Source organism: Plebeiibacterium marinum, from assembly GCF_026013615.1.
In the GTDB taxonomy this organism is placed as follows: domain Bacteria; phylum Bacteroidota; class Bacteroidia; order Bacteroidales; family Marinilabiliaceae; genus Saccharicrinis; species Saccharicrinis marinus_A.
In genome coordinates, this window is record NZ_JAPDPI010000055.1 from 13,637 (window position 1) to 30,069 (window position 16,433).

Annotated in this window: 11 protein-coding genes; 9 read left to right on the forward strand and 2 right to left on the reverse strand. The window is 36.8% G+C overall.

Annotation, left to right across the window (positions count from 1 at the left end):
• The first annotated feature begins 108 nt into the window (after positions 1-108).
• The 9 genes from OM074_RS18805 to hemH all read left to right on the forward strand — a co-directional run bounded on the left by OM074_RS18805 (position 109) and on the right by hemH (position 13,396).
• Entirely contained in the window at positions 109-1,341 is a 1,233-nt protein-coding gene (locus tag OM074_RS18805) for an MlaD family protein (RefSeq protein WP_301202135.1), read from the forward strand.
• Positions 1,342-1,671: 330 nt separating this feature from the next.
• Complete coding sequence (gene dnaA / locus OM074_RS18810) at positions 1,672-3,102, forward strand: chromosomal replication initiator protein DnaA (protein ID WP_301202137.1); 1,431 nt, start codon at positions 1,672-1,674, stop codon at positions 3,100-3,102.
• Between the two features lie 130 nt (positions 3,103-3,232).
• Complete coding sequence (locus OM074_RS18815) at positions 3,233-5,566, forward strand: LysM peptidoglycan-binding domain-containing protein (protein WP_301202138.1); 2,334 nt, start codon at positions 3,233-3,235, stop codon at positions 5,564-5,566.
• Positions 5,567-5,592: 26 nt separating this feature from the next.
• Positions 5,593-7,551: an ABC-F family ATP-binding cassette domain-containing protein gene (locus OM074_RS18820; protein WP_301202139.1), complete on the forward strand. Its 1,959-nt coding sequence runs from the start codon at positions 5,593-5,595 to the stop codon at positions 7,549-7,551.
• Positions 7,552-7,597: 46 nt separating this feature from the next.
• Positions 7,598-8,338: a 23S rRNA (guanosine(2251)-2'-O)-methyltransferase RlmB gene (rlmB, locus tag OM074_RS18825; RefSeq protein WP_301202140.1), complete on the forward strand. Its 741-nt coding sequence runs from the start codon at positions 7,598-7,600 to the stop codon at positions 8,336-8,338.
• Between the two features lie 142 nt (positions 8,339-8,480).
• On the forward strand, positions 8,481-9,551 hold the full coding sequence (locus tag OM074_RS18830) for a uroporphyrinogen decarboxylase family protein (RefSeq protein WP_301202141.1): 1,071 nt from the start codon (positions 8,481-8,483) through the stop codon (positions 9,549-9,551).
• 90 nt (positions 9,552-9,641) lie between these two features.
• Complete coding sequence (hemN, locus tag OM074_RS18835; protein WP_301202142.1) at positions 9,642-11,021, forward strand: oxygen-independent coproporphyrinogen III oxidase; 1,380 nt, start codon at positions 9,642-9,644, stop codon at positions 11,019-11,021.
• Between the two features lie 2 nt (positions 11,022-11,023).
• Positions 11,024-12,391 carry a protoporphyrinogen oxidase gene (hemG, locus tag OM074_RS18840; RefSeq protein WP_301202143.1) on the forward strand — a complete coding sequence of 456 codons (1,368 nt, stop codon included), beginning with the start codon at positions 11,024-11,026 and terminating at the stop codon, positions 12,389-12,391.
• Between the two features lie 3 nt (positions 12,392-12,394).
• Positions 12,395-13,396: a ferrochelatase gene (hemH, locus tag OM074_RS18845; RefSeq protein ID WP_301202144.1), complete on the forward strand. Its 1,002-nt coding sequence runs from the start codon at positions 12,395-12,397 to the stop codon at positions 13,394-13,396.
• A gap of 433 nt (positions 13,397-13,829) precedes the next feature.
• Here the strand turns inward: hemH and OM074_RS18850 are convergent, their stop codons facing one another.
• Both OM074_RS18850 and OM074_RS18855 read right to left on the reverse strand, forming a co-directional pair.
• The gene (locus OM074_RS18850; RefSeq protein WP_301202145.1) at positions 13,830-15,452 is read right to left on the reverse strand and encodes a hypothetical protein; all 1,623 of its coding nucleotides are present in this window, start codon (positions 15,450-15,452) and stop codon (positions 13,830-13,832) included.
• A gap of 20 nt (positions 15,453-15,472) precedes the next feature.
• On the reverse strand, positions 15,473-16,222 hold the full coding sequence (locus tag OM074_RS18855) for a glycosyltransferase family 2 protein (protein ID WP_301202146.1): 750 nt from the start codon (positions 16,220-16,222) through the stop codon (positions 15,473-15,475).
• Positions 16,223-16,433 lie beyond the last annotated feature (211 nt).

Sequence of the window (16,433 nt, forward strand, 5' to 3'; positions counted from 1 at the left end):
ACATTTATTTGTTAAGTGTAGCGTGTAATCCTGTGGAATTTGTGTGTGGATTGCGGGTTTCAATAAATTTCTCTTATTTTTGAAATGGATTAATGATAAAGTTTAATTATGATAAAAGTTTCTAAAGAGGTCAAAGTTGGATTTACCATATTGCTGGCATTGTTTTTATTGGTTTGGGGAATAAACTTTTTAAAAGGTAAAGATATTTTTATGCCGGGTTATAAATTGTATGGTGTTTATTCCAGGATTGATGGCCTGACAGAAGGAAGTCCTATATATTTTAAAGGGTTTCAAATCGGATCTGTTCGCACCATTTCTTTTATAGAAGGAAGTTCTGACGAGGTTGTGGTTGTGATGGCTATTGAAAAGGATATTGATTTTCCGGATAATACAGTGGCTCAAATATATAGTCTTGATTTGATGGGGTCAAAGGGTATTCGCTTTTTATACGGAGATACAAAGCGGGCATTGGTGGCGAGCGATACAATGAAGACATCAATCATGGGAGGCCTGGCTGATCAGGTGAGCCAGGAAGTATTGCCTTTAAAAGATAAGGCAGAAAACTTAGTGGTGAAATTTGATTCGGTACTGACCAATCTGAATGATATGTTTGATAAAGATAACAAAGATGGGATTGCCAGTGGGGTTAATGATTTTGCAGGTATGATGAAGAATCTGAATGATATGAGTCTGGCATTAAAGAAAAACCTTCAGGCTGATGGTGCTGTGGGGGAAATGTTAAGTAATCTTGATTCAGTATCTGTTGATTTGAAGAATAATGCCAGAAACTTGTCTTTGATTATGGCGAATGTGGAAACGCTATCGGGAAAATTGGCTAATTCAGAAGTGGATCAGTTAATTGGCGAAATGAATAGTGCAATGCTTTCTTTTAATGGGGTTTTAAAGGCGGTAAACGACCAGGAAGGATCGTTGGGTTTGCTGTTGAATAATAAGGAGCTTTATAACAACCTTAATGAAGCATCTGTTAACCTTGACCGGCTTTTGGCTGATGTGAGACATAATCCAGGCAGATATGTGCATTTTAGTGCTGTGAATTTTGGAGGGGGAAAGGCGAAAGTTATAGATGATTCAGGTGCTATTGTATATAAAGTGTTATTGAAGAAAACAAAAGAACCTTTGGACTTAAGGGGAAAGGAGCTTTTGGATGGTGAATGTATTGGAGAGGACAGAGATGGGAAGTACTTTGTTTATACGCTTGGAGAGGATAGTGATTTTTCGAAGATCCAGGTGCTTAAAAATAAAGTAATAGATCAGTACCCGGAGGCCAGGGTCATAGCATTTGAAGGAGGGAAAGTAAAGGTGGTTAAAGATGTAATGTAGTTTTTGTTTTCTATTTACAAATGCGATTATGGAGTTAAGTATTTTTATGTGTTGGTTTTTGTGGTAAAAAAGTTGAAAAAAGTGACCAGTCTGCTAAATCCTTTGATTACAGGGAATATATAATGAAGTGTATATTTGTAACAATGGGTGTAATGTACAGTATGTCAGTTGAATAAGTTGCATAAAACTTAATTCCCTAAAAATAAGGTTAATAATAAATTAATCAGAAAAGCAAGTGAAAACATATTTTTTTTTCATATTTTTTTTCACAATTTTTGTTTTCGGAAATTAATAGTATATAACATAAATACCTCGCAGACAAAAACGAAAATGAAGCCCAATTACGAGAAAATATGGAATAATTGTTTAAATGTAATAAAGGATAACATTCCTCAAATAAGTTTTAAAACCTGGTTTGAACCGATAAGACCGCTAAAAGTTGAAAATGATATTTTAACTATACAGGTTCCTAGTGCGTTTTTTTATGAGTATTTAGAAGAACATTTTATTGATCTGTTAAAAAAAACCATTAGAAGGGAGCTGGGTGCTTCGGCAAAATTGGAATATAGTGTTATTGTTGATACTCCGCATCAGAAGAATCAGCAACCATTGACACAACGTTTACCATCTAATAATAAAACTGATTTGCGCAACAGGCCTGTATCCATGCAAATGAATACAGAGAAACCGGTTGTGAGGAATCCTTTTGTAATTCCGGGCATTAAAAAGTTAAATGTTGATCCTCAGCTTAATTCGGATTATTGTTTTGATAATCATGTGGAAGGTGAGTGTAACAGGTTAGCCAGGTCTGCTGGTATGGCTGTGGCTAAGAATCCTGGAAAAACAGCATTTAATCCATTGTTTTTGTATGGGAATTCAGGATTGGGTAAAACACACCTGGCTCAGGCAATCGGTATCGATATTAAAAAATATTATCCTGAAAAAACGGTATTGTATGTTAATGCTAACAAGTTTCAGACCCAGTTTACCGAGTCGGTAAGGAATAATACTCAAAACGATTTCCTCAATTTCTATCAGATGATAGATGTTTTAATTATTGATGATGTACAAGAGTTTGCAGGTAAGGAAAAAACGCAGAATACTTTTTTCCATATTTTTAATCATTTACATCAAACCGGCAAGCAGTTAATATTAACTGCGGATAAAGCTCCGGTGGAAATGAAAGGGATGGAAGATCGTTTGTTGTCGAGGTTTAAATGGGGATTGTCTGCAGATGTGCAGATTCCTAATTATAATACACGTATTGCAATCCTGGAGCATAAGGTATACAAAGATGGAATTAATATTTCAAAGGAAGTGTTGGAGTATATTGCCTCTAATATATCGCACAATGTAAGGGAGCTTGAAGGTGCGCTAATATCATTGTTGGCCCAGGCAACACTAAATAAGAGGGAAATAACAATGGATGTGGCAATTTCTATTGTTGATAAATTGGTAAGGAAAACCCAAAAAGAAGTAAGTGTTGATTATATACAGCAAATTGTGTGTGATTACTTTGGTTTGGAAGTAGACTCTTTACAATCGCGCTCTCGAAAGAGAGAGCTGGTTCAAGCGCGGCAGGTGGCAATGTATTTTTCGAAAAATCTGACCAATTCATCGCTTTCAACTATTGGCTCAAAAATTGGCAAAAAAGATCATGCAACGGTATTGCACGCATGCAAGCAGGTGAATAACTTGCTGGAAACAGATAAGGATTTTAAAAATCAGATGCTCGAAATAGAAGCTCAGATAAAAATGTAATATTAGATATTAATTTTATATAGAAAAGTTGTTAAAACATTTGGTTTTAGCAACTTTTTTTTATTCTAACAGATGGCGTTGTTTTGATGGTTCTGTTTTTATATTTTTGAAGGCGAAAAATACACGTACAATGAATCAGCTATTTTCTTGTTTATATATTATAATAATATTTTACGTATTAAATATACCTTTCGTTTCAGCCCAGGAGCCTGATAAGGTTGTTGTTTCCGGGAAAACATATTATTTGCATGAGGTTCAGCAGGGTGAAGGATTTTATCGGATTGCCAAAAAGTATGGTGTTACCCAAAAAGAAATTCATGATGCCAACCCGAATTCTCTGTTTGGCCTTAAAGCTGGTGATTTGCTTTATATTCCTGTTATTGAAGGCAGAAAGGAATCTGGTGTACAACAGGATAGTGATAAAGAATTTATTTATCATACCATAGATCAGGGACAAACTCTTTACTATTTGTCGAGAAAATACAATGTGAGCATTGAGGATATTAAGAAATACAATGTGGGTGCAGATCAGAAATTACTGATAGGTAGTATTTTTAAAATTCCCGTATACCAGCGTAAAGATGGAGGAGCTACAGTAAATTACATTTATCATCAGGTTGAACCGAAAGAAACCTTATATGGGATTTCAAAAAAATATAATGTATCCATTTCAGAGATTATTAAAAGTAATCCGGCTTTACAGAGTGGAATTATCGAAATAGGTACAAAAATAAGGATACCTAAACAGGCCATCCAGGATAAAATCATTAATACTCCAAAGGTTGTTAAGGAAAAAATGGAGGATGAGAATTTTATTTATCACCGCATTGTTACCGGGGATACCTTTTATTCGTTGAGTAAAAAGTATAATGTAGCCAAAAATGCTATTTATGTGGCAAATCCTGATTTAAATCCGGATGATCTGTCTGTTGGTTATGTTGTTAGGGTTCCTAAAGCGGAAATTGAAATAGAGCAATCAAAAGAAGACCCTCAACAGGATTTTATTACTCATGTTGTTAAAAGAAAAGAAACGGTTTATTCTATTGCCAGGAAGTATTCGGTTAAAGTTGAAGATCTGGAAGAAGCCAACCCTACACTGGTCTTATCAAATATTAAAAAAGGTTCGAGGTTGAAAATACCCGGCATAGAGTATCTGAAACGGAAAAAGGAACAGGAACTTGTTGAGGACGATGTTGTGCGTGAAAAAATGGTTACTCATATGGGGGACTCTGTTTTTGTGGATTGCGGCTTGTATGATTATACCCTCTCAAAAGAAAATATTTCTGTTGCTTTGTTGTTGCCTTTTGATGTGGCGGCAACCAAAGAAGCCAATGTTATTACTAAAATAGTAGATGACGAAGAGGTTGAAATGGCAAGGGAAGAGCCTGTGTTGTCAAACAGGTCAAGATCGTTTGTGGAGTTTTATGAAGGTGTTTTGATGGCCTTGGATTCTGTTAAGAAACAAGGTGTTAATATTGAATTGTATACCTATGATACAGCCCCGGATACCAATAAAGTAAAAGCTATTTTGGAAAGACCGGAATTAAAGAATGTTGACTTTATTATAGGTCCGGCCTTTACAAGTAATTTGTCTTTGGTTTCTGAATTTTCATACCAAAATGGGATAAAAATGATCTATCCCTTGTCGAATAAAGATCCGGAGATTAACAGGAACCCTTATTTAATTCAGGTAAATACACCTGATTCATTGGTGTATGATAAGTATGTGAGTTATATTTCTTCGCAAAGCGAAGGTTCAAGAGTGTTGGTTTTAAAATCTAAAGAGCCCGGTTCGCTTGAAAATCAATTCTGTAATAAATTAAAAGATCAGATATATTTGAAGTATATCCCATTGGGACAGAAACCCAATTATCTTGAAGTTTCTTTTTCAGAACAGGATGTGCAGGCTATCGATGCCCTTTTGGATGATTCGCATCCTAATATCGTGGTTATACCATCGCCTGAGGAGGCTGATATTTCAAAGATTATTACTACCCTGCATGGTGTTGTTGACGGCTCGGATAAAAACGTAAAATTAATCGGTTTTGGGGATTGGTTAAAATATCAGACCATCAACGCTGAGGAAGTACATAATTTGAATACCGAGATCATTTCTTCATATGCTTTGGATTATAATAGCGAGCTAACAAAGAACTTTGTTATGAAATACAGAAAATGGTACCATACTGAACCGTTTGCAGTATCGCCATTTTTTATCAGGCCCGGAAGAAATGCCAAGTATTCAAAATATGGTATTTGGGGTTATGATGTGGCCTACTATTTTTTAAATGCAAGAATAAAATATGGAAAGCAGTTTGAGTATTGCCTTCCTCATTATAAGGCCAACCAGGTTCAGTTTAATTTTGATTTTGAACGCTATGGTAACTGGGGAGGACTCTATAACAGAGGGTTGTATGTAATCCGTTTTGGAAAAGAATTAGAGGTGGAAAGAACGGAGTTGTAAGGCATAAATAATTTAGTATATAATACATGGTATCGGTAAATCAGTTAGCCGTAGAGTTTGGTGGATTTTCCTTGTTTGATGATGTTTCTTTTTTAGTAAATCCTAAAGATAAAATAGGATTGGCAGGGAAAAACGGGGCAGGAAAGTCAACCTTGTTAAAAATATTGGCAGGAATACAATCACCCAGCAGGGGTACGGTTTCTGTTCCAAAGGATATAAAAATTGGATATCTGCCACAGCATATGGTACATGACGATACAGGTACTGTATGGGAGGAGGTGGAAAAAGCTTTTGACGATTTAAAAAGGCTGGAAGAGCAAATAGAACAGCTCAATCACCAGCTGGCTTCACGTACCGACTACGAGTCGGAATCATATCTTGACTTAATCCACAAAGTATCAGAAAAGAATGACCATTTGAGTTTGTTGGGGGGTGGCAATTATGCCTCGGATATTGAGGTGACCTTAAAGGGATTGGGGTTTGAAAGGAGTGACTTTGATAGATTGACATCAGAATTTTCCGGAGGGTGGAGGATGAGGATACAATTAGCAAAGATCCTCTTACAAAAACCTGATGTTTTTTTATTGGATGAGCCAACTAACCATTTAGATATAGAATCGATTCAATGGTTTGAAGATTTTCTTAAGTCGTATGGAGGAGCAGTGGTTCTGGTTTCCCACGACCGTGCTTTTCTGGATAATATTACCCGTAGGACAATTGAAATTCAGATGGGTAAGATATATGATTACAAGGCATCATACACTGAATATTTAAAATTAAGGGAAGAAAGAAGAGAGCAACAGCTGGCTGCTTATAGAAATCAGCAAAAGATGATAGAGGATACGGAAAAGTTTATTGAACGTTTCCGTTATCAGGCTACTAAAGCGGTGCAGGTGCAGTCCAGGATAAAGCAACTGGAAAAAATAGACAGGATTGAAGTGGATGAGTTTGATAATTCGTCACTAAAAATTAAGTTTCCGCCAGCTCCACACTCAGGAACCATAACCCTTGAAGGAAAAGGGTTGTCGAAAAGTTATGGCGATTTGAATGTGTTGCAGGATGTTGATTATGCTATCGAAAGGGGTGAAAAAGTAGCCTTTATAGGTCGGAATGGAGAGGGGAAAACTACCATGGCAAGGATGATCATGGATGAAATCAGTTATACCGGTATGTTGAAACACGGACATCAGGTAAAGATTGGTTATTTTGCACAAAATCAAGCTGATCTGTTGGATGAAAACCTGACTGTTTTGGAGACTATTGATCATGTTGCGGTAGGAGACATCAGGACAAAGATACGTGATTTACTCGGTGCATTTATGTTTAGCGGAGAGGCAGTAGAGAAGAAAGTTTCTGTTTTGTCAGGAGGAGAACGAACACGTTTGGCTATGGTCAAGTTGTTGCTGGAGCCGGTAAACCTTTTGGTGCTGGATGAGCCAACAAACCATTTGGATATAAGATCAAAAGAATTACTAAAACAAGCGGTGAAGGATTTTGACGGTACTGTAGTGGTTGTTTCTCATGACAGGGAGTTTTTAGACGGGTTGGTAACGAAGGTTTATGAATTCAGGAACAAAAAGATGAAAGAGCATCTTGGTGGAATTTATGAATTTTTGGAAAGGAAAAAACTGGATTCGTTAAAGGAGTTAGAGCAGAAAACAAAGCAAAATGGGAGTAATGCCTCAAAAGCTAAAGCCGAAAAGAAATCTGAGGCAAAGGTTTCATATGAAGAGCGTAAGGAGATTAGCAAGCAGCATAAAAAAGCCCAACAGTTAGTTCATAAGTGCGAAGAGGAAATTGCAGTTTTGGAAGAAGCAATTGAAGAGTTAGATGTTCAGATGCAGGATGTTGTCAATGCCAGTGATCCTGAGTTTGTAAAGAAATACCAGGAGAAAACTGCAGCATTGGAGTCAAAGATGACAGAATGGGAAAATATGCAGGAGCAACTGGAAAGTATTGAAGAGTTAAAGAAACAATTAGGATAAAATAACAAAGAACATCCGTGTTTGTGATGTTGAAATATTATAAATTATGGCAGGCAAGAGTGATTTTTTATTTGGTATCAGGTCGGTAATCGAAGCAATTAATTCAGGCAAGGAAATTGAAAAAGTGCTTGTGAAAAAAGGTTTGCGTGGTGAATTGTATGATGAGCTGTTAGAGACCATGAAAGAGGCCAATATATCATGGCAATCCGTTCCTGTAGAGAGGATTAACAGGGCCACCCGGAAAAACCACCAGGGGGTAATAGCTTTTGTTTCTGCTATTACATATCAGGATCTGGAGAATTCGTTGATTCAGGTTTTTGAAGATGGGAAAAACCCTTTGGTACTGGTATTGGATGGTGTAACTGATATACGAAACATGGGCGCAATAGCCCGCTCTGCAGAATGTGCTGGTGTGGATATGATTGTAATCCCTGAAAAAGGGGGGGCACCCATTAATGCAGATGCCGTAAAAACTTCGGCGGGGGCTTTACAGCATATACCGGTTTGTAGGGTTAAAAATTTGTTCAAGGCAGTTGACTATCTCAAAAAATCAGGTTTGCAGATTGTAGTAGCTACCGAAAAGGCCAGGGACAATTATACTAAGGTTGATTTTTCAGTTCCTACCGCAATAGTTATGGGGGCTGAAGATAAGGGGGTATCAGCGCAGGTAATGAAAATTAGTGATGCCGATACTAAAATTCCGATAGTGGGTAAAATCAGTTCGCTCAATGTATCTGTTGCAGCAGGTATATTGATCTATGAAGCCGTCAGGCAGCGTTCTTTGTAAGGTTCTTGTAGCAAGAGGGTTGCTTTTATGTGATGGATACAATCATTTAACATCATTTTTTTGTTTTTAAGGAAAAACTTTTTAATTTCGAAAGGTTTTTCTTTGAAAAACTTGTGATAACAATAGCTTAAATTCATCATTTATGAACCACAAAGAAAGAGTGTTAAAAGCTCTGAACAAAGAGGTTCCGGATCGAGTACCGTTCTTTTACTGGGATACTCCGGAATTTGGTGAGAAAATGATGTCCTATTTAGGGTTTACTAATCGTGATCAGCTTCTGGAATATCTGGATGTTGATTTTCGTTGGGTAGAGCCTGATTATATAGGACCTCAGCTCGTTGATCAAGATAACAAGAAGAAAAAGGATATTTGGGGAGTTGGATATTCTCGTATCAGTACAGGAGAATATGAGTATTGGCAGGCAGATTATTTTCCTTTGGAAGGAGTTACAGATCCGGCAGCACTAGATGACTTTAACTGGCCTACAAATCAATTGTTCGATTTTACCTCTCTTGAAGAACAATTACAACGTTACAATGAATATGCAATCATGACTGCTCCGGGATATTCGTCCCCGGGATTGTTTCGTATTGTTCAAAGGTTAATCGGACGTGAAACCTTTATGGATGTAATGATGTCCCATCCTAAATTTTTCAAATCAGTTTGCGATAAAGTAATAGAATTTTATTCTTCTTTTGTTGATGAGTTCTTTGAAGTTGCTCAGAAAAGGATAGATTTTATAAGGGTTGCTGATGACTTTGGCAGCCAGTCGGGATTGACTATAGGAAACGACCATTGGGATAATTACATCAGACCTTCTATTGATGCATTTACAAGGAAGCCCAAAGAAATGGGTGCGCATTTTTATATGCATAGTTGCGGAGGGGTGCGTAAATTGCTTCCTAAATTTATCAGCGCAGGGGCTGAGGTGTTGGATCCGATTCAAACCAGAGCAACAGGTATGTCTCCCGAAGGACTGAAAAAGGACTTTGGGCAGTTAATTACTTTCTGTGGTGCTATGGATGAAGAGTTGTTGCTGCGGCAGGGGACTGCTGATCAGGTTCGTCAAGGGGTTAAAGAATTGCTTGATGTTATGGGGCCTGGTGGTAGGTTTATCCTGGGGCCAAGCCATAAGATTAAGGTAGAAACCCCAGTGGAAAATGTTATTGCCATGTATGAAACCGCCAGGGAATGGCGACACAGTACAGAATGAAACTTAGATAATTTATATTAAGTATCCCCATCTGGTAAACAGGTGGGGATTTTTTGTAATTTCGCCTCCGTATCAAGTTTAGAGTTGAATATGGAAGTTAATAAGCAATTATTAGAAAAATACAATGTTCCTGTTCCGCGGTATACCAGTTATCCTCCGGCAAATCATTTTACAAGTGATTTTAACAAGAACGATTACGTGGCTTTAATAGAGGGTTCGAATCATGATAATCCCACTCATATAGCATTTTATATCCATATTCCATTTTGTGCACAGATTTGCTTTTATTGTGGATGCAATGCATTAAAAATGGAGAATCAAAGTGTGATTTCAGGATATGTGGAAGCTGTGAAGAAAGAAATACAAATGCTTTCGAAATATATCGACAAATCCCGCAAAGTTTCTCAAATCCACTACGGGGGCGGTACTCCCAATGCTATCAAATCAGAGTTTATTCAGGAAATTAACCGAACCATATTTAAAGAGTTTGGTTTGTTGGATCATGCTGAAATTGCCATAGAATGTAATCCTGCGTTGTTGAGTTATAAATATATCGATGCTTTGTTAGAGGTTGGATTCAATAGGTTTAGCATAGGGATTCAGGATTTTAATACAGAAGTTCTTGAAAATGTGAATAGAAAACCATCAGCACTACCTGTAAAAGATATAGTTGATTATATAAAAGGTAAGGATGATCAAATAACCATTAACCTTGACTTTATTTATGGCTTACCCGGCCAGGATGTGAATAACTTTTCATCAACAATTAAAAAGGCTATTGAAGTTAAGCCGGATCGTTTGGTTACATTTTCGTACGCCCACGTACCCTGGATGAAAGAAAACCAGAAGATACTTGAAGAAAAGGGGTTGCCCACAGCAGATGAAAAAATGGATATGTTTATGGCTGCTTATAACCTTTTAACAGATGCAGGTTATGTAAGTATCGGATTGGATCATTATGCATTGCCCGAAGATGAATTGTGTGTGGCACTTAATGAACATCAGTTGCATAGGAATTTTCAGGGTTATTGCACAAAAAAAACTACAGGACAGGTTTATGCAGTAGGAGTTTCCGGTATTAGTCAGTTAAGTGGTGGATATGCTCAGAATACAAAAGATTTAAAAGCATATATAACAGGAATAGAACAGTGGCAATTTCCGATTGAAAAAGGCTTGGAGGTATCATTTGAACAAAAAATAATCAGGATGGTTATTAATGAATTGATGTGCAACAAATTTGTTAATTGGTTGAATGTTGCCTATACTTTTGATATTTCTGATATACAGGTGAAAAAGGTTGTTTTGTATTCATATGAAAAATTGCTGGGATTTAAAGAAGATGGTTTGATTGAATTTGATGATAATCAAGTAAAAATAACAGAAAACGGAAGTTTATATATTAGAAATATTGTGGCTGCTTTAGACCCCGCATTAAATAATAATCAAAGAATGTATTCAAAATCCCTTTAATAATGAAAGATATAAAATGCGATGTTGTAATTATTGGTGCGGGATTAACCGGGTTAACCTTGGCCTATTATCTTACTAAAAAGGGGAAAAAGGTTGCATTGATAGAGCGGAATGATAAAGTAGGAGGGGTGATTAATACTGGAAATGTTGATGGTTTTGTTTATGAAAAAGGGCCAACAACAGGTGTGCTTGGCTCGGAGGAATTGGTGCAGTTATTCGAGGACCTGCAAAGTGATTGCAAACTGGAATTGACCAACCCTGAAGCCAAAGAAAGATGGATTTTAAAGGGGAATAAATGGGAAGCACTCCCTTCCGGTTTGTTTTCTGCGATTCAAACTCCTTTATTTTCATTAAAGGATAAGTTCAGGATATTAGGTGAACCATTTCGGAAAAAAGGGAATAATCCGAACGAAACCTTGTCGGATATGGTTATTCGCAGGATGGGGAAGAGCTTTCTGGATTATGCCGTAGATCCTTTTATATCTGGTATATATGCAGGGGATGCAACAAAGTTGGTTACCCGTTTTGCAATGCCAAAACTATATTACCTGGAGCAGGATTATGGAAGTTTTATAAAAGGAGCCATTAAAAAGAAGAAAGAACCCAAAACCGAATTGCAAAAGAAAGTAACTCGTGAAGTGTTTTCTGTTGAAGGAGGATTAGGTAATTTAATAAAGGCACTAGAGAAGAATATCCCTGAGGATAGTGTGTTTTGTGGTGCTGATAATGCGGGGGTAGAGGTGAAACCACATGGTTTTATAACCACATTTTCTGATCAAAGTAATGGTGAGGAAACTAAAATATCCAGTGGTAAGGTAGTTACAACCTTTGGGGGAACTGCTCTGGCAGATATATTGCCTTTTGTTAGTTTTGACCAAATGGATAAAGTTTCTAACACCAGTTATGCTAAGGTTGTAAAAGTTGCTGTGGGATATAAGAAATGGGAAGGTAATCCTGTTAAAGCTTTTGGTGGCCTGGTTCCTACTATTGAGAATCAGGCTGTTTTGGGAGTTTTATTTTCCGGGTCATTGTTCAGAGATCGTTGTCCCCGGGAGGGAGCCTTGTTGTCTGTTTTTGTTGGCGGTGTTAAGAGGCCGGATATGATTGATAAAACAGATGACGAGTTAAAAAATATAGTTGTAGAGGCCATTAGAAAGACTTTAAAAGAAACTAAGGAACCTGATTTTTTTGAGATAAACAGATATCAGAATGCTATACCCCAATATGATATCTTATCAGAAGCCAGGCTTCAGGCAATTGATAGTATTGAGGAAGCGTATCCGGGTTTGTTTATTGCCGGAAATATAAAGGATGGAATAGGTATGGCAGATCGTGTGAAACAGGCTGTTCAGTTAGTAAATAAATTATAGTGAATGAAAAGGGCTCTTTTATTAATAAATATAGGGACTCCCGAAAAGCCGGAAAGAGAAGCGGTGAAAAAGTATCTTTCTGAGTTTTTGAATGATGAGTTGGTGATTGATATTCCCTGGTTGTTACGTAAGATTCTGGTTAATCTTATTATTGTACCATTCAGGACAAATAAATCAACAGATTTATATAAAAGGCTGTGGACAGAGGATGGATCACCATTGTTGGTATACCAAAATAAATTGGTGGATAAACTAAACCAGAGAGGTGATGAATCCGGGTTTACAACCTATTCAGCCATGAGGTATGGTTCGCCTTCGATAAAAGATGTGTTATGGGAGATTGATAAAAGTGGATGTGATGAATTGATTGTCCTGCCGATGTATCCGCAATACGCCACATCAACTACATTGAGTACAGAGCGTGCAGTTAACAAGATGTTGAAGGGGATGCAAAATATAAACAAGGTGCGGTTCGTAAAACAGTTTTATAACCATCCGGACTTTATTGAAGCATTTGTTTCAAAGATTAGATCGTATGATTACAGAAATTATGACCATATTTTGTTTTCCTATCATGGTTTGCCAGACAGGCAGGTAAACAAGCTTCATCCAGGAGTGAAGAGCCATACCTGTAGTTGCCACAAAGAGTTTCCTTTACATGGGAAGGAGTGCTATAAAGCTACCTGTTATGAAACAACACGATTGATGGCCGCCCAATTGGGGGTAGATAATAATTCTTATTCGGTATCGTTTCAGAGTAGGTTGTCAAATAATTGGTTGTCGCCCTTTACTGATGCCATGCTGGAATCTTTGTTGAAAAAAGGGAAAAAGAAAATATTGGTTGTAGCCCCCTCTTTTGTTACAGATTGTCTTGAAACCATTGTAGAAATCGGATGGGAGTATGAGTCTCATTTTAAATCGTTAGGAGGAGAGAAGTTGCAATTGGTTGAAAGTCTCAATGAAAGTGATGAATGGGTACAAGCAATAATTAATATTACAAATTAAATAATCAGGTTTGCTTATTTTGTATTCTCTTTCTTAAACTCTTTAATGCCATAATAAGTAATGGTTGAGATAACAATAATAGTAATAGCAATGCGAGCCCAAAAAACAAACGTTTGATTCATGTAAACATAATTAGGTATCTATTCAAAAACAAAAATATACTTACCTAACTGGTTGTGATCAAATAAATGGATGAACCGAACAATATTACATCTCAAATGAGGATAATATGGACTAAGTAGTGTTGGCAAGAAAAGTCTACCTTCTTCCCTCATCACACCCTCTGACTCTCACGAATAAAAGTTTGGGACAGGCTCTAACGGGACTGTCAATCTGCATAGAGCGAGGGATTTCTCCTTTAGGGGTTAGCGATTGGAGTTTTAAAAATTTCAGGAGTTTTTTTTGCTGATACTATGCACGAAAACTTATGATCCTAAAAATCTGTATACAGGCTTTTTATTGAAGTTCTTAAGGCAAACCATAGCATTTGTGTGTTATTTTCTTCCAGATCATTTTTTTCTTTTCTTAACCTGCTTCCAACGGCAATGTTGAAATTGTTACGGGGATTGATAAGGTAACTGATGCTGGCATCTAAATATATAAGGTTTGTCTTTAGTCCTTGACCAATCTCATGGTTATAATCGCCAGGTCGTTTATTGTTGTTTTGGTAGATGTTGCCACCGTAGCTGACTTCGTCATCAAAATCTTTCCCGTACATGGCATACATCAGTTCTGCACTAAAAAGCCACCTCTTGGTTTTGTATCGTAAAAAGGAAACACTTTCCCTGAAATTTGCACCCAATGGGTGGGCTAATTCCTGGTTATAATGACCATAGTTGGTAATCACTTCACGGTGGGAATAAGTGTATGGCCTTACCTGGTTGTACTCAGTTTGGAAATACAAGTTTTTAATCGCAAATAAATCGAAACATTTTAATCCCAGCTGGAATCCCTGTTTGTTTGCCCACCATTTATTACCTGAAAATACTTCGTCCATTTTAAATTCGCCCATAACAAACTGTCCGTATAAAACATTGTGTTTGCCTATTGTATATTTTAGGTTGGCTCCCATTGTCATATTGTCCGGCGAACCAATTGAATATTCCACAGGTCGGTAAAATATTATTGGGTTCAGGTAAGCCCAGTCAAAATTTCGTTGGCCCATAGTATCTTGAGCTGCCCATATTACACTTTCAAAAAGCCCAACAGATAAACGGTTACCTACATTTATAGTCAGATAATGAGTTGCGGAGTATTTGTCAAGGTATCTGGCGTCGTTACTCTCTAGCTTAGAATCGATATTTAGATCCCTGTGCTGGCCCCACATTACCATATAATGTGCCTTATTAAACTCTGCACTGAACTTTAAATAGGGATAGCTGTATGATACGTCAGATAGCAACAATGACCTATGTCCGTCGCCAATGAAATTTTTCCCCTGACCCAATTGGATATTAAACCATTGTGCAGGATTAAAGGAAATGTATCCTGTTGACTGGGCATAGTCATGGGTTCTTTCTCCTAAATTTCTTGTTTTCCCTTGTCCTGGTACCACCTTTCTGTCTTGTACAAAACTATCGTAGTAGTTAGGGAATACTGCCTGGTTTTCTAATACATCAGTATAAAAATAAAAGTGTTTTCCAATGTTACCTTCAATAAAGAAACCCCTGGTGTTGGTCCAGGTATTTTGTCCCTCTTCATTTTCCTTTCCTGCCTCCAAATTAAAAAGAGGATTTATGCGGATGGAAACATCTTTGTTTTCCCATTTTAACAGGTGATCCTTGAATATCCTCTTCCAAAAATTTTCATTTCCCAAAGGCATTTTCATCCCATCATAAATTAAAGAATCAACATTGGTAAGTTGACTTATTTTATTTATGCTATATGGCTTAACTGAAGTATGGAAATTTGTTCCGGGTTTATAAATGGTTTTGCTAAAAGGATTGTAGGTTTCGTTGTTGTAATAGCTGATTTGTTGAGCATTAGAGTTTGAGTAAAAAAAACTGTAGCAAACAAAAGTCAGGATTATATAAAGTGCGTATTTGTTCATCTTCATTTTATAGACTTCTTAACCAATTATTTTTTAAAGAATTGAGGTAGCTTTGACAGGTTTTTCCAAATAAGAATAAATACGCCGCCAATATTATTTTGTTTCAGGGCATCTATATCTTCCTTTGATTTTCGAATGATGTTTTTAATGCTTTTATTACTTGCACCTCCAACCCTCATGCGTGTAATCACAGATGGAATATATTTGAACTTATAACTTCTGTTCGAAAACAGTCTTAAAATAAAGTCGTAATCAGCTGCTATTTTATACTTTAGGTTGTAAGTTCCTATTTGTTCAAATATCTCTTTTTTAACGAATAAGGTTGGGTGAGGGGGCATCCAGCCCGTTTTTAAAAGTTTAGGAGTGAAGATGCTGCTTTTCCAGTACCTGATGATTTTTTCAATATTTGAGGCATTTACATATTGCAGGTCTCCATAAGTAGCATCGCAATCTTCATTTAAAAAAGTATTGGCTATTTGTTCAAGAGTCTTTTCGTTATAAAAAACATCGTCTGCATGTAAAACGCCAATAATGTTTCCGCTTGCAAGCTGTATTCCTTTGTTTATGGCATCATAAATTCCCTTGTCGGGTTCTGAAATTATATGATGGATCTTTGATTTATAGGAATTTATAATATTAAGGGTGTTGTCGCTGGAGTTTCCGTCTACAATTATGTATTCAATGTTTGGGTAGCTTTGGTTTAATACAGACTTTATAGCTGTTTCAATTGTTTTTTCAGCATTGTATGTAGCCGTAATAATTGATATGGTCATCATAATTTCTTTGTATAACTCTGCAAAAATGAGTTTTTTTTGCTAAAAAACCTAACCCGGAAAGCGGGAAGAGTATTGAGGCGCAAGTATCAAGTAGCAATAGGGCGGAGGGCAAAGAGCTTTAGTGTTCGAAACCTTGAGTAAAAATAAAATATAAATATTTTCTTGATAAATTAACATGTTATAAACATTTGTGACGTTGATGATTTTCAAA

Excerpts from the sequence above, each read along its gene's own strand:
- OM074_RS18805 (WP_301202135.1), top strand. The coding sequence starts at position 109 with ATGATAAAAGTTTCTAAAGAGGTCAAAGTTGGATTTACCATATTGCTG.
- dnaA (WP_301202137.1), top strand. The coding sequence starts at position 1,672 with ATGAAGCCCAATTACGAGAAAATATGGAATAATTGTTTAAATGTAATA.
- OM074_RS18815 (WP_301202138.1), top strand. The coding sequence starts at position 3,233 with ATGAATCAGCTATTTTCTTGTTTATATATTATAATAATATTTTACGTA.
- OM074_RS18820 (WP_301202139.1), top strand. The coding sequence starts at position 5,593 with ATGGTATCGGTAAATCAGTTAGCCGTAGAGTTTGGTGGATTTTCCTTG.
- rlmB (WP_301202140.1), top strand. The coding sequence starts at position 7,598 with ATGGCAGGCAAGAGTGATTTTTTATTTGGTATCAGGTCGGTAATCGAA.
- OM074_RS18830 (WP_301202141.1), top strand. The coding sequence starts at position 8,481 with ATGAACCACAAAGAAAGAGTGTTAAAAGCTCTGAACAAAGAGGTTCCG.
- hemN (WP_301202142.1), top strand. The coding sequence starts at position 9,642 with ATGGAAGTTAATAAGCAATTATTAGAAAAATACAATGTTCCTGTTCCG.
- hemG (WP_301202143.1), top strand. The coding sequence starts at position 11,024 with ATGAAAGATATAAAATGCGATGTTGTAATTATTGGTGCGGGATTAACC.
- hemH (WP_301202144.1), top strand. The coding sequence starts at position 12,395 with ATGAAAAGGGCTCTTTTATTAATAAATATAGGGACTCCCGAAAAGCCG.
- OM074_RS18850 (WP_301202145.1), bottom strand. The coding sequence starts at position 15,452 with ATGAAGATGAACAAATACGCACTTTATATAATCCTGACTTTTGTTTGC.
- OM074_RS18855 (WP_301202146.1), bottom strand. The coding sequence starts at position 16,222 with ATGATGACCATATCAATTATTACGGCTACATACAATGCTGAAAAAACA.